The organism is Cupriavidus pinatubonensis, assembly GCF_019602855.1.
Classification (GTDB): domain Bacteria; phylum Pseudomonadota; class Gammaproteobacteria; order Burkholderiales; family Burkholderiaceae; genus Cupriavidus; species Cupriavidus pinatubonensis.
The window spans coordinates 373,308-387,615 of the sequence record NZ_CP080769.1; the positions used below are offsets into that span (position 1 = coordinate 373,308).

At 56.6% G+C, this 14,308-nt stretch carries 11 protein-coding genes and 2 pseudogenes; 8 read left to right on the plus strand and 5 right to left on the minus strand.

The genetic code is table 11. The features are described 5' to 3' along the window. Positions 1-166: 166 nt before the first annotated feature. From K2O51_RS33575 to K2O51_RS33590, 5 genes and pseudogenes are all read right to left on the minus strand, one after another. A complete protein-coding gene (locus K2O51_RS33575) occupies positions 167-694 on the minus strand; it encodes a hypothetical protein (protein WP_220631948.1) in 528 nt (175 codons plus the stop codon). Positions 695-738: 44 nt separating this feature from the next. Beyond that, positions 739-992: pseudogene (locus K2O51_RS35420) on the minus strand (H-NS histone family protein). A gap of 297 nt (positions 993-1,289) precedes the next feature. Then, on the minus strand, positions 1,290-3,545 hold the full coding sequence (locus tag K2O51_RS33580) for a hypothetical protein (RefSeq protein ID WP_220631949.1): 2,256 nt from the start codon (positions 3,543-3,545) through the stop codon (positions 1,290-1,292). Between the two features lie 92 nt (positions 3,546-3,637). After that, entirely contained in the window at positions 3,638-4,126 is a 489-nt protein-coding gene (locus K2O51_RS33585) for a hypothetical protein (RefSeq protein WP_220631950.1), read from the minus strand. A 27-nt stretch (positions 4,127-4,153) separates the two neighbouring features. After that, the gene (locus K2O51_RS33590) at positions 4,154-4,861 is read right to left on the minus strand and encodes an NlpC/P60 family protein (RefSeq protein ID WP_220631951.1); all 708 of its coding nucleotides are present in this window, start codon (positions 4,859-4,861) and stop codon (positions 4,154-4,156) included. 521 nt (positions 4,862-5,382) lie between these two features. Here K2O51_RS33590 and K2O51_RS33595 point away from each other — a divergent pair. From K2O51_RS33595 to K2O51_RS35425, 8 genes and pseudogenes are all read left to right on the plus strand, one after another. Continuing rightward, positions 5,383-6,117: a patatin-like phospholipase family protein gene (locus K2O51_RS33595; RefSeq protein WP_245001988.1), complete on the plus strand. Its 735-nt coding sequence runs from the start codon at positions 5,383-5,385 to the stop codon at positions 6,115-6,117. A gap of 1,390 nt (positions 6,118-7,507) precedes the next feature. Next, positions 7,508-8,449: a hypothetical protein gene (locus tag K2O51_RS33600; RefSeq protein WP_220631953.1), complete on the plus strand. Its 942-nt coding sequence runs from the start codon at positions 7,508-7,510 to the stop codon at positions 8,447-8,449. Further along, complete coding sequence (locus tag K2O51_RS33605) at positions 8,446-8,988, plus strand: hypothetical protein (RefSeq protein ID WP_220631954.1); 543 nt, start codon at positions 8,446-8,448, stop codon at positions 8,986-8,988. Before K2O51_RS33600 ends, K2O51_RS33605 begins: the two co-directional genes overlap by 4 nt. Positions 8,989-9,109: 121 nt before the next feature. Continuing rightward, positions 9,110-9,927, plus strand: a protein-coding gene (locus K2O51_RS33610) for an IS5 family transposase (protein ID WP_245001989.1) whose coding sequence is annotated in 2 segments (ribosomal slippage) — positions 9,110-9,458 and positions 9,458-9,927 — 819 coding nt in all. Because the reading frame shifts where the segments join, the coding sequence is not laid out codon by codon here. A 23-nt stretch (positions 9,928-9,950) separates the two neighbouring features. Next, on the plus strand, positions 9,951-11,822 hold the full coding sequence (locus K2O51_RS33615; protein WP_220631955.1) for an Ig domain-containing protein: 1,872 nt from the start codon (positions 9,951-9,953) through the stop codon (positions 11,820-11,822). A gap of 478 nt (positions 11,823-12,300) precedes the next feature. Beyond that, positions 12,301-13,092 (plus strand): N-acetylmuramidase domain-containing protein, encoded by a 792-nt coding sequence (locus K2O51_RS33620; RefSeq protein ID WP_220631956.1) that lies wholly within the window; start codon positions 12,301-12,303, stop codon positions 13,090-13,092. Between the two features lie 281 nt (positions 13,093-13,373). After that, positions 13,374-13,832, plus strand: coding sequence for a hypothetical protein (locus K2O51_RS33625; protein WP_220631957.1), 459 nt, complete (start codon positions 13,374-13,376; stop codon positions 13,830-13,832). 183 nt (positions 13,833-14,015) lie between these two features. Beyond that, positions 14,016-14,285 (plus strand): annotated as a pseudogene (locus K2O51_RS35425) (IS110 family RNA-guided transposase); the annotation flags it as partial. Positions 14,286-14,308: the final 23 nt, after the last annotated feature.

A 14,308-nucleotide genomic window follows, 5' to 3' on the forward strand; every position in this document is an offset into this window, starting at 1 on the left:
ATCAGGACGTAACATACCTTTATCAGATCATTGCCGAAGTTGAGCAGCGCGGGGCACTCACTGGCTGGCACTTGACGATCACTGGGGCCCGTATGCAGCGGATGCCCTCCGTCGCTCATTTTTCACTGGCGTCGACGTCGTGTAAGCGATTCTTGAGACAGAGAAGTTACTCCGCTGCCTCCACCGAGCGGGCTTTTATTAAGAGTCTCACTGCCAGTCGATGAAGTTCAAGTAGGAGTGTGGGACGAACCGGAACCGGCGATAGCCCATGCGCCGCCGCCACGCGTACCTGCCGCACCTCCTCTAATAAGCGCGTCTCCGCCGAAGGTAAAACCCCGGCACTGGACAAATCGCGCAACAACATTTGTGGGTTGACCCCGATCCGTCCCTTGAGGCCCGCGTGCAACGCTGTCCTGCGCAACAAGGCCTCCATCGCCGCCCATGCGACCAACAGAGCTGCACTGGCAGCGCCCACGCGCTCAGCCACCGCCGACTCGTCGAGCATCGCTTCAATCTGTTTGAGTGTCGGTTCTCTCTCGCGGTCAACTTGGATCGAAGGCCGCCCGGTTGCTTCCTTCTGTGAAAGGCGAAGCGTACTAAGCATATCTCTGTCGAAGGTCGCGGCTACCCCGGAAGCGAAATGGAGCTCGCTTTCCCCCTTGTAGAACAGGTAGACATCCGATTTGGCGAGCAAACCCCAAAAACCGATCCTTAGATGGCTGCGGCCAAATGGAGAATTTATCCCCCAAATGCAAAGAACCCCACGCTCTGCCCCGCATTGACCGCCCGCCGCAGCCAGGCGGGCATCTCCCCCTGCCCGTCCCAGCTCAGACCCTCGGCATTGCGGTAGCAAACCACCGGCGGCGGGGGTGGTGGGGGGGCGGCGGCTCGAAGCACCCCACCGCCTCCAACTCCTCCACCGTCAGCCCATAGTTGGCCATCTGCGCCTGGATCCAGCGGATCGCTGCCGCCCGCTCAGTGTTCGTCGTCATCGCTGCTGTCGGTACTGTTACTGTTGCCGTGGCCATCATTTGGATCGAAGGACGCGGCCGGCGCGCCCGACTCTGGTTGATGGGTTGGCTGGATGGACCTCGTCCCCCGCTGGTGCGGGGCGGGCCTTGTCCGCCGCCTACCCCGCCGTCTCGCTCGTGTAGCGCCCCCCCGCAATTCTGCCAGCAGCTGTCGCGAGAGCGCCGCCTCGAATCCCGGCCACCCGTCGTGCATGCCGGGCCAGTCATTAGCATTGCCAACTTGGCGCCATCCACTCGTGCATTCTCGCTAATTTCTCCTTATTGTGACCGCCGTGTGCTTCGGCCGAAGATCATTGAATCAATAATCCGGCCTACTTCAGGCGCAGTTTCGTCAAAGTAATGCGTGTGAGCGCCCGCCCCAATCGAGATGTCGATGGTACTAAGTTCGTCAGTCAGGCTGCTGGAGGCATCACTCCATAGATCTCTACCAACGTAGTCCCCTGTTCGATAAACGTTGACCCAACTCGTGACTCCTAGCGATCGGACATCCGGGTTCGACGCCCACCCGTACCAAACTGGGAAACGAGAAAGGTATAGTTGCCTGAGGGGACAGCCTGCGGTAAGAAGTTCAATTGGTGGCTTTCTGTCCGCAAGAAACGGCCATTTTCTTGTCTGCTCTAGCATCCGGAACAGGTCCGCGCTAATGACCGTGCCTTGGCTGTGTGCGACGACAACGATCCTGTCATACGCACCCTCCTTGCAGATCTCCCTGAGCAGCCCGATATACCTGCTCATAATCCTTCCGCGTGGGTTGCTCCGAAACGGACGTTCTTTCAGCCAATTGCTTACGTCCAGAGCAATGTCGAGAATCGCAGCAGGTGCCTTAGGTAGCCGCGCTCTCAACAGGATACTAAGCGGCACTGCGGCGGCCAGCAGTACACCTGCCCGCCTCAACCAATCATCGTTCGCCGGCAATCCTGCCGCCATTAGATAGCCACTCCCGAGCGCGATAATTGAGGCCACCAAGAAAATTTCCGCTGGCCACAACATCCAGCCGGCGCGATCCAGCCATGCCTTCATGCGGCCTTCGAGCGATCCATGGCTTTGCTTACCAGATGGTGGCCGTGTTTCATACCACGCGCTTGGCATTACGCTGCTTGCAGCAAGAAACAGCGCCACGGCAATCAGGATAATGAATAGATTGGCGTGAAGGCCGACCGTATATGCGTAGAGCTTTTCAATGAATTCATAAAGATTCACACCACAGAGCGGATCGCATTTAGCCGGGGATCCCCCATACATCAGCGCCGGCAAGTCATGCTTGAAACGGATGTTAGGATGAAGGCGATCCTTGTCCAAAATATGAGCAAGGATCGATGCCCACAAGAGCACGGTGGTCAAGAAGAACAACGTCGTTGACCCTAAAGCTCCGAGTCGTCCGGTGCGCAACGCATGCCGCTCCACCTGGCCAAGCCCAGCGACACCCCCAGCCAGCGAAAGAATGCAGATCAAAGCCAGTAACAGAAACAACAAGAGCCACAATATTTGAAGCAAGAGGAAAATAGCTGTCGCCATCCAAACCGCAACACCGATCATGCTGTCCCTTTCAGCTAGACTACCATATTGTTGGGATGCCGCCACTGCGAAGAGCAACAGCGTGGACAATGCGCCAGCACCTGCAGTTAGATTTTTGACGCTGTCTTGGTAGCGGGACATAAGCCACCGACTGGCGACCCATGCAAACCACAATCCAATCAACATTGCCACGTAACCTAGGCCGGTCGCCGAGTTGCTCCCTCCCTTTGCTGCAGCGGCTGCCAAGCCCGCTGCCGGAAACACGAACATAGACAACCGCGGTGCGCGTGCAGAGAACAATAACCCAAGCCCGATCACGAGAATCACCGCAGCCAGTAATACTGCTGCAATCCAAGGAGCGAGGCGCTCCGGTATCCAGAGCACAACCAGTGCAAGCGCCGGCACCAAGAAGAATAGGTTGGCTATCGGTATGCCGGTGGGCAGTAGCCACTCCACGCAACGGTGAGCAAAGGCTGACCCGTTCATCAATGAAGAACCAGACTGTTGCGCGGCAGAGATCACCGTCTTGCGGCCCAACGATGCGAGGTGAAAATAAACTTGATATAGCTCCACGACGAACTTGCTCCAGATGCGAGTACCGCTGGATAGGTCCGCCCATCTCAGTTCGAAAACATCGACCGCAGTGACAGAATTTTCGTTTGTGAAGCGTTTGCCGGAGAGTTTGACCGTCCTGTAATGCGCGAGGCAGTCGCAATCGTCTAGGTCATTGATTGCCCTAATCGAAAACTCAATGTCCGCGGAAATTGAGCTACTGGGGATATTGCTCCCATCCCAGCGGCCCACTGGAACCTCAATAGTGGTCTCATCGAACGCGCTATACCTGCCCCGTGCGCTGGCTTCACAACCATGACGGTGCAGCAGTGTCGCCAAGCGCCTCGCCGTCTCGCCGAACTTTGGGGCGCCAACGCCATGCACGGCGATTACAGCGACTTTTTCGGGGTCGTGCTGCATCTTCCCGTTGCCGCGATGAGCTTCCATATAATTTTTTGTGTGACGTGCGAAACACATAAACTAAAGTAACAAGTGCTGCGCACTTGCAATTTTTTTCGCGCAGGTAATAGCAAGCATCTTTAGAATTCTGCATGCCATCGCACCAAACCGCCTTCTTTTTCAAGAAACATCCTAAGTCCCGGCAACGCCTTGATGGTTGCAATAACGTGCGGCGCATTCAACATAGGTTTGATATCGAAAGCCATACCGGAAAGATGCTTACTGAAGTGATTGAGTTCTTCTGTTGTAGCATGCTTGAACACTTCCAACAGACCGACAGCGATTTCTTCCTGCGCCGTGACCTGTGGATGACGATCTACCCAGTCCTGACACTGCGTGCGTAACGACGACGGCGCGTACGTTCTTTCGATCCACCGTCGCTTCAAGGCTACGTTTTCCGCCATTGCAGCGGCCTGCCGAACCAACGTTCTTCGACCGCTGGTGAACTTAATATCTGGAAACTCTGCTTTTAGCTTATATGCAGCAGAGCGAGCAATATCAGCAAGCTGAAGTTCTTCAATCTTTGGATCCACGCCATCAGTACTGCGCGGCACCATCGTGGTTGCCATTTTCTTCTCCGGGTCAGACTAAAGATCCTATGCCTCGTTGGTTGACAGCAGCTCGCCATGGTTGTTTGCGAACCGGCTCACACTCATAGGCTTCAAGCCGGTGCTGGGCCAGCGAGCGCAGATTAGACGTTGCTTCGCAATGCGGGTCACCGACACTGCGTCACTTTGGTTGCCACCCAGAATATGGAACGCCTCGTCATCCTCGGCCCAATAAAAGCCGACATGACCCAGCGTTCCAGTGGGCGAGTTCCGCCAGAACACCATGACAGCACCCAGTTGCGCAGTAATCTCGCGGCCAAACTTCCGCCACGCACGCGCCAGCAGCGGCGCGTTAGGCAGTGCTTCTTCTGGCAATTGGGAGCCGATGCAATGGGCGACGAACAGGCCGCACCACGGAATATCGTCGTCGTTATAGTTCAGAATGCCGAGCGGAGTTGTCCATCCAATAATGGCCTCGTTCGATCCATGCCCAGGCTTCTGGCGAGTACCGATCAAATCGAACGCTGTTTGCAGCCAAGGCAGAGAATCGGGTACATCGAACTTCTTCGGCGCCGGCGGAGCGTCATGGAACAGTGCCATTGCCGTCTTCGGTCCCACAATGCCGTCCACCGTCAGGCCATTTACCTTCTGGAAGGACTTGACCGCAGCGATGGTCTGGCGACCACGCACACCATCGATTGGACCCGGATCGAAGCCGGTGGCCAATAGCGTTTCCTGAATCTTTCGTGTGTTCATGGTCAGCTCCCTGCAAGATCCCAACGGGCGGGTGCGCGCGATGCTACGACGTGGACTAATTCAAGCGGCCAGGTGTGGAATGCTCAACACTGTGCCTGCGAGCTGGTTGGTTGTGCTCAGATCACCTTGACAACAGCGTTCCAAATGGATGCAGCGTGGCGCAGGCACTCGACATTCGCGTCGCAAATCTTGCCGTCAGTCGCTAACAGCGTAGGTAAAGAGCGCGATGAACCGTCTCATCCATAAGTTGGAAGCCGATGACAATTGTTTTTATATCTGATGTTAATTATTTGAACTGACAAAGAGGACGATCACAGGATCACAAGCCGAACTTGACCGGTGATGTCCGGCCTATTGGTCTGATTCACAGCGAGCATCACCCGAATGGGTTTTCAGTTGGGAAAATTCGGCATTTCTCACCGACGTGCCTCGATAGCAATGTATGGCTTCCCACATAAGCCGCAGTACAGACAAAGTCCCGTCATCTATGTTCAATGCCATCCAATCCCAGGAGAGCCATCATGGAGGGGCTGGCACAAGAAGAACTAGCCCCGTCGACAACGGAGGCGAATGAGGAAGCTGATCCTTTCCAGGAGGAAAAAGACCTGATCAATGTCCGGAGGAGAGCGCCGCAGGGCATGAAGGTGATCGACGTTCGTGCTCTCGCCCTTTCCGGAGGTGGAATTCGCCGCGCCACCTTCTCGCTTGGCGTCATGCGCGGCATGGCCAAGCAGAACACATTTCATCTGTTCGACTACCTGTCCACCGTCTCTGGCGGCGGCTATGTGGGGGCCGCTCTTGGGCGTCTTTACGGCAAGGGCGCGGGCGCCTCGAAAGTGGAGGCCTGTCTTAGCGATGATGCGTCCATGTTTCTCTGGTGGCTCCGGAACAACGGGCGATACCTGGTACCGCAAGGCGCAAAGGACACGTGGCTGGTCATGTCCGCGATGCTGCGCGGTTGGCTGTCGTCGCAGTTCTCCTTTCTATTGCTGGCACTTCTGGCGGTCGTGGCCATCATGCTGCCGCACGTGGTGGTCTGGGCACACCTGGTCGGTTCCGGTTGCTTGGATGTCGTGGGCAAAGTCTGTCTGGCTGGCACTGGCGGCAGGCATGGCGATGCCTGCATTCGCCTGCATGTTCGCATACTACCTGCTGGCGACGCCGCAACACGAACGCAAGCGCGCCGTCGTCACGGCCATCGCCCTATTGCTGGTCCTCGGCGCAGCGGCGTGGCTCGCCACCGGAAGCGGGGATGATGATTCGCAAGCCAATCAGCTTCTGCTATACCTCATTGGGAACGCCAGCACCGACTACTACGGCGTTGCCAACGCGACTGCCGGCATGCGCATCTAACGCCATCAAATTGACTTGCTTTGTCGCCTGCTTTTCCTAGTGGACGGCAGTACCAATTAGCCGTCGGGAGCGCGCAGAGGCGGCTCTGAGAGAGACATTTTCCGCCAAGGCGGGCAGTTCGGGCAATCCGGAAACCGAGCCAGAACTTGCGGGTGCATGCGGGATGCGGCTATGCCTGCAGACGATCGCCCCGGCCGACGCCCGCGTTCCAACGGGTGAGTCGCTGGTCGACCGCGTGGCGCGCTATGACCGAGTCCCGATCCAGTTGCGCACCCCCTCCGTGCCACTGAACTGCAGTGCCGGCCCTGAACCCTATGGAAGCAAATTGTTCTACTGCGAGCGGACGGCGTCTTCACGCCCGATGTCGGCTTTGCCATAGCAAAGCAGTTTAGATCGCGCCCGGGGCTTGCGTGATAATTGGAGAGCACAAAATTGTCCAGATCGAGAGATAAATTCCATACATCATTGCAATACCGCCGAGTGATTGCACGTGTCCAAATATAAATTTCGTCTGCAAAAATTCTTGGTTCTTCTCAAATTCTCGTAGTGATCTCGTGACTATAGCAATGACTATTGTGGGGGACGATCGGCACTGACCAGAACTCGGTTCCCGCCATGTCCGTTTAGCTATCTGATCCGCGTCCGAGCAAGCCGCCATTCCATGCCTTCTCTCTTGTTAAATTTTATTTATATCAGTGATTAAAAACATACAGGACGAAAAGTAACTTATCCATCTCGTCCTGCCTCAACCTCATTCAAATGGATGAGATAACTTTTCACACACAATGACTACGATCCTTTCAACTTTGGCGACTCGCTTCATCTCCCCAGCCTCCGCAATGCCAGGACGTGGAAAAGAGTGGACGAGAACGAATGAAAATCCTTATCGGCGGCCGTTCCTCCATACAAGATCGACTTGGAAATACCCGTCTCCAATTTAAGGCGGTTTGTATAGACGGCTCTTTCGATAGGACGGACATGATGGCCGGGCTTCGCTTAGCATGCTGATGGCATGCCGGTTCGATCTACCGGACTTTTTTTCGGAGCATTGATGCAGATGTATGCCACCTGGATTTTGCGATAGGAAGAAAATCGCGTTCCGCCCGCCGCCGCAGGGCAGGTTCCATGAAGCGGCCCAAATCATTCCAGTGATACCCCGAGCGTGAACCGGAAAGGCCGACCATACCTGGCCAACATCGCAGGTGTTCGCGGCGCGCGGGCAGATAACAAGGTGAAATCAGGTTGGACTGTCAGCGATCTCGCGCAGATTCCCGCCTGCTGGGGAGGTGTGCGATGACAAGACGAACGGCTGGCTATTTCCTGCTGTGTGCCTTCCTGCTTCTGACGGCATGCGGCACGCTACCCGACGCCCAACCATTCCAGGACGCCACGCGGTCACTGTCGTCCGCAGTCAAGGCGTCGGGCCAAGCATTCGATGATTCCCTTGACGAAGCCACCGCGAATTCGCCGGCCAATGCTACGCAATATGGGCAACTGAAGAAGACCTTCGACCAGGCCTGGGCCGCCCGAATTGCTGCTGCCGAAGGAGCCGTCGACTATTCCAACGCTGTTGCGGAGCTGGTTTCGGCCGCGCGCACCAGCGAAGATAGCGTAAGTAAACTTAGCGACGCGCTTCAGGGGCTCGCCACGGCGTCGAGTATCCCGCTTGCGCAGGTAACTGCCAGCACGGGAACCGATATCGCGCGATTTCTGGTGGCTCAGATTGCCGTTGTCCGGACCAGCCAGAAGCTTGACGACGCGATGACTGCCGCGCAACCGGCGGTAGACAGGATAGCAGCCCGGATCAACCAGGATCTGAACGACCAGCTCATTCCTTCGATGACCGACGTCTACAAGAACAATGTGGGCGCGATCAAGCGGAAGTACACGGCTGACGACAACTTCGCCCAGTCCTTCAGCTTCCGGCGCGACGACATGCGCAAGAAGGTGCTGAACAAGGAAGCCGACGCATCAAGGCTCGTGGATCTGGACCGGGTACAGGACACAGTCAACACATCACTGAAGGCGCGCGACAAAGAACTCGATCAGCTCTCCACAGCCTACGCGACCCGCCTGCGCCTGCTGCGACTACTGGCGTCGGCAACAACGGTCTGGGCGGACTCCCATCGCGAATTGGCTCGCGCCATCCAGGATAAACGTAAGGTTGACGTATCCCGGCTCCAGGAGGCCATCATGACCGTCAGGGCCATTACTCAAAAACTGGAGGCGCTATGAACTTCAACGATCTTCCGACGATGGACTGGGACCAGTTCGAAACGACCGAAGACTGGGTGAATCTGCTGGGTCAATTGCGCGACATGGTGGCGAGTGCCAACACGGCACAGCAACGGGGCGACCTAGCGGACGCGTTCGACGCCTTCGCGGATCACTCGCACTCGGACGACCAGACGCTGATCAATAAGCTCGACCGCTCCGCGATTGCAAGCGCCCAGGCCCTTCGGCTTGCCAATATTGATGAAAGGATCGCGGCGTTGGCTGCGGCTTCTACCGCGTTCAACACGGCTACTCAGGATCTGGCAACAGCGAGCGCGTCGTTAAAGAAGGAAGCGTCGAAACTCCGTTTCGAGAAGACAACCGCTGCGGTCACATCACTGACTAGCACCGTCACGACCTTGCGGGATCTGGTCCGGCAATTGTCCGCGCCGGCCTCTCAAGAGTTCGATGCGGCACTTGCAGCAAGGATTAACCAGTTTGTCGGAAACGCCCAAGCACTCAGGAACATGCTGGAAGAGCCCGCGCCGCCGAGTGCGTAGGCCCGGTACCGCGGAAACCTTGCAGTGCCCCTTAGAAGCTGTTTCAAAAAGAGCAGTTGGGTACTGTTAACCGCAAGGCGAACCTGTTAACCTCGTCCGTTGTGACAACAGGACAGAGAGGGTGGGCAAGCCGATCATCGACGACGAATTGTGGGCTCTGATCGAACCGCTTCTGCCGCCAGCCAAGCCGCGGCGATTCCGGTATCCGGGTCGCATGCCGGTGTCGGACCGGGCCGCATTGACTGTCATCCTCTTCGTGCTGAGAAGCGGCATTCGCTGGAACGAACTCCCCAGCGAAATGGGCTGCGGCTCTGGCGTCAGTTGCTGGCGCCGGCTACGCGACTGGCAAGGCGCCGGGGTATGGGATCGCCTGCACGAGATCTTGCTTGCCAAGCTACGCGCAGCGGATCGCATCGATTTCTCGCGCGTCATCATCGACTCCTCTTCAGTTCGAGCGGTTGGGGCGGGCCAAAAACAGGACCGAACCCCACCGATCGCGCGCGACCCGGTTCCAAGCACCATGTCGCCACCGATGCCAACGGCACGCCGATCGCGGTCATCCTGACCGGCGCGAACCGCAACGACATTACCCAACTCCTGCCTCTGATCGACGCGATTCCCGCTATCCGGCGATGTCGAGGTCGACCTTTGCGCAAGCCTGGCCGAATCTACGCCGACCGCGCGTACGATCACGACAAGTATCGTCGACCGCTTCATGCTGCCGGCATCCCAACTTCGATCGCGCGGCGTGGCCAGCCCCGCGGCAGTGGACTCGGCAAGATCCGCTGGGTCGTCGAGCGCACTCATGCCTGGCTTCACGCATTCCGCCGTCTGCGCACCCGCTTCGAGCGGCGCGCCGACATTCATGAAGGTTTCCTCAAGCTGGCCTGTTGCCTCATTTGCTGGCGCACCCTTCAGCGCGAGGAAAGTTCATTTTGAAATGAGTTCTTAGGAGAAGACGCATGCTGCGTCTTTGCACCACGCGGCCTCCGCTTGCAGCGCTGTGTCTGGCCAGTGCCATGATGACAGCACCCGCCACGGCGCTTGCGCTAGATGATCCATCCCCAGCGGTGTCTCGCGACGAACCCGTTCCCGCGCCCACGCCGCTCAATCCATCCTCCGCTCCGGCCACGTCGCGCGACAAAACTGCCGCGAGCCCTTGTGCGGCAAGAAGCGCGCAGGAAGCGGTATCAGCGATCGCAGCCTTGACCAGTGGTAGCGAAGAACATGCGCGAGTCGCCAGCCGACTTCAACACCTGCCCAACTCGGGCACGGTCGACTTGCTTCTGTTCCGGCAGTTCAACGCCAAGGACGACCTGAGCTATCGGATCATCATCCTAGACGCCGCGGCCGTCAATAAACTGCTCGGCCCTAATGCGGACATGCCGGACAAGTCAGGCACACCGCAGGTATTACCAAAATTTGAGCAAATTTTGCCTTTCGGGCGCGCTTCCGCCGAGGAAGCTACCAGCGGTCCGGGTGGCACGGATTTTCTTTGGAAGGAAGCGCCAAGCGTATCGAAGACCCTGCTCCGCTTCAACATCGATCTCGACATATTCACCGTGTTCGGCGAGCCAGCCAGGCTGTATGTGATCGGTTGCAAGGCAGACGATCCCGACAAGCCTTCGTTGGTCTCATGGCTCGATATCCGATTGTCCAGCCCGATCGTATCGGCCGGTTGCGCGATCGTGCTTTGCATCCTGTTTTATGTCGGGGCGGCAATTGCCACGTTCCGGATTCGAAAATCCGCGCGCAAAGACAACGCGGCGCTACCGAACCGAGCGACGAACTATGCAACAATCTGGCGCCACTTTGATCCCGTTGTGCTAACTGCCGGGCCCACCGGCCGCGGCAGCGCCGCCAAGCTGCAGATCCTGTTCTTTTCGCTGCTCGTGCTGGGCATGGTCTTCTATATTTGGATGCTAACGGGGCAACTCACTGGGTTGTCCACCACGGTGCTCCTGCTCATGGGAATCTCCGGCATCGGGGCCACCGCGGCGGCCGGCACCGACGTGGCGAAGAACCGGCTGGATTTCGATAACTGGGCGTGGCTGATCAGCCGCGGCTGGCTCCCCAAGGGCGGCAGCGCCGAGTTGAATTTTGCGCGGTGGAAGGACATTTTCGCGACGGATGGCGAGTTCGACGCTACCCGCTTTCAGATGGTGACATTCAGCGTGATGGTCGGCCTGGCGCTACTCGCGGCGGGCGTGCAGTTGACCGACCTCAGCACGTTCGACATCCCAGTAGGGCTACTCGGCATCCTTGGACTTAGCCAGGCGGTGTATGTCGCCGGAAAGCTCGTGGCGCCCCCTGCGATCAGTGAGTTCAACAAGAAGCTGGACCAGTTGCGCCAAGCGGAAGCGACCCTGCGGGACAAGCTGGGACAATCGAACCCCGTCGTGGTGCTTGATACGATGGCGCTGATTAGCGACGATGAAAAGGCGAAGGACATCCAGGTTGCATACGGCAGCTACGCCGAACTGTGGGGAGCGGCACGAATCATGTTCTACAGTACGCTCGGGAGTTCTGCGGACGACCGAGCCGCAACGTCGAGTCCCCTGCTCCCAACGCCGCAATCCATGAACAACATGCCTGCGATACTTCCGGACGGTCGCGTCAATTCCCCCTACGTCGCAAGCCTGATTGCGGTAGGCGGCAAGACCCCATATCGCTGGGGGATGTCTGCAGGGAGTCTGCCTCTAGGTATTTCAGCGACCGCGCCAGGCGTGTTGAGCGGAACGCCCACGACCCCCGGCAAGAGCAACTTTGAACTAAAGGTGACGGACGCGGAAGAACAGACCGTATCAGTAGAATTCACCATTTCGGTTTCCTAAGAATAGGCATCGGAGGCTTCAATACGACCTGTGCGAAATCGGCCATCCCTCCGGCAAAGATCCAAGGTACCGCTACGTCGCGACCACCCGTACGCGTACCGAATCCGCAGTCCGCCTTTACCGCATCCATTTAGACAACGTGCGGCCGTTGCTGCCCGTGAACTGGGAGCGACAGAGAGTCCCGATGAGAGGGGCGCTAGGGGACAACTTTGTCACCTAGGAGGCGCTATGTTTCCGACAACCTTAGAGAATTCAATGCATGCGAAAGAAGAAAAATTAATTTTGACTCATCATTTTTTCGAAATACTTTTCATTAAATTCTATGTTTCATCCATTGGATGATTGTCTCATTCTTTTGTATAAGACATAAAAACATATTAAATGCTACATTTTAAAAGAGCATCTATGCGATCAACAATTATGAACTAAAAAGACGGCCAACATGTCGTGGAAGTCAATTGAAACAATGGAGTAGAAAATGTCCAACGAATTTACGGGTTCTGCACTTCCTTTGGATGCCGACAGCGTATCCAAGATATTAGGGAAGATGAGTATCAATGCAAATGAACTTTGGGCTGTATTAACAGTTGAGACAAGAGGATGCGGTTTTCTTCCGGATCGGAGGCCAGCAATACTCTTTGAGCGGCATATTTTTCACAAGTTAACCAACGGCAAGCATGATTCCGTCGATCCAAATATCAGCAATGCCACGGCCGGAGGATATGGAGCGGGAGGAGCCAATCAATATCTGCGACTCGAGCAAGCAATGGCCCTGGACAAGGAGGCGGCGTTGAGAAGCACCTCTTGGGGGCTCGGCCAGATCATGGGGTTTAACTTTGAATCAGCCGGCTACGTATCCGTTGATGCCATGGTGAAAGCAATGTCTGAGTCTGAAGGCAACCAACTCGATGCAATGGTAGGACCCATGATCAAAAATGGATGGGTTACGGCATTGCGAGCACATGACTGGAGCACTTTTGCAAGAGGATACAATGGTCCGGCGTTCGCAAAGAACAAGTATGACACGCGCCTTTCAGGGGCGTTCCAAAAGTATGCCTTTGGTGGTTTGCCAGATTTGGATTTGCGAGCAGCTCAGGTCTACCTAACATACCTTGGTCTGGAGCCAGGTCCCGTCGACGGCGTAATGGGTCGTTTTACGCGGTCCAGTCTGAATGCATTTCAGATCCAACATGGCCTGCCGATCTCCGATGTCGTCGACGACGAACTACTTCGAGCACTCAACGCCACCGTGGCCAATCAGCTTCAATGACAGCGGCCTAGCAGGTCATCAAGTGTCTCCATCGGCCTCGACAATCGCGTCGCTAGAAGCGAATTGGGCCTACGATCAAAATGTGACCCCAGAACGTTTTCCAAAAACGCTCACGGTACACGCCTCAGTAAGCCTGCATATCATCTCTTCTGCGATGCTCTGGCGCTCAAGACGAACATCGCCTTCGATGATGTACCTGGCTGGCGAGAGAGAAAGCGTAGGTAGACTCTTGTTCATTGCGGGAAATCACAAGCTAGTCGACAATTTCCGAGGAGCCGAAGATGAATCCACCTAAGAACATGGAGGCTTTGGCCAAGGTGCTGACTATGGTCGGAGCCACCGCTGCTTTCTTTTTGGGAGTGTTTCAATTTCTTGCAACCCAAAATGCTCAAGGAGAAACTCGACGCATCGAAGCCACACGGCCATTCTTAGATCGGCAGCTCAAGCTATATACTGAAGCAACTCAAGCTGCTGCAACCCTTGCAACGTCTACAAAGGATGAGGAACTGACTAGTGCGAAGGAAAAATTTTGGTCGCTTTATTGGGGAGAGTTGGCACTGGTCGAAGACAAGCGGGTTGAAGCCGCTATGGTGAACTTCGGAAAAGCCTTAGAAAAACGGCTGGCTGTGAATGAGCTCAAGATTCTCTCGCTTGAGCTTGCTCATGCATGCCGCGACTCACTTGGGGAATCTTGGGGAGTCAAGCAGTGGCGCAATCCACACAGCGAAACGAGGCGTTGAGCAGCGTGCACCTAACCGGAATCCCCGGATTTCTCTTCTCGTAGGTTCCCCTCGCCTCGATGCTGGCCGCCGGTAACACGCGGAGAAGCCCCAAAACAAAGGCTTGGCTATTCTGCCGAATTGCCAAATACGCTTCAGAGACCGCGGACCCTGTAACGCGGCTGGCTCCGATCTTTTCGCTTTTCGCGCTCATCGCCATTCGCCTGGGATCGCCCGGCGCTGACTGCGCGAAAGACCCGTGAGCTGGAACTGCAGGCGGGCATGCCTTCTGCGCGTCGCGGTAGCCGCAAGGGAGCAGCCGCCGCATACAATCTGAAGTCCGTCCGGGATCTGGAGCGTGCAGTCGGAGAGCAAGCCGAGCAGGCTTACCAACGCCTGTTCTCACGCTGGAAACAAGCGCGACCGCAGACAGGTGCGGTACGCGCTCCGTGGCCACCAATACGGACGCCATGAACGAGTGAGAGAGCACCGCGGGC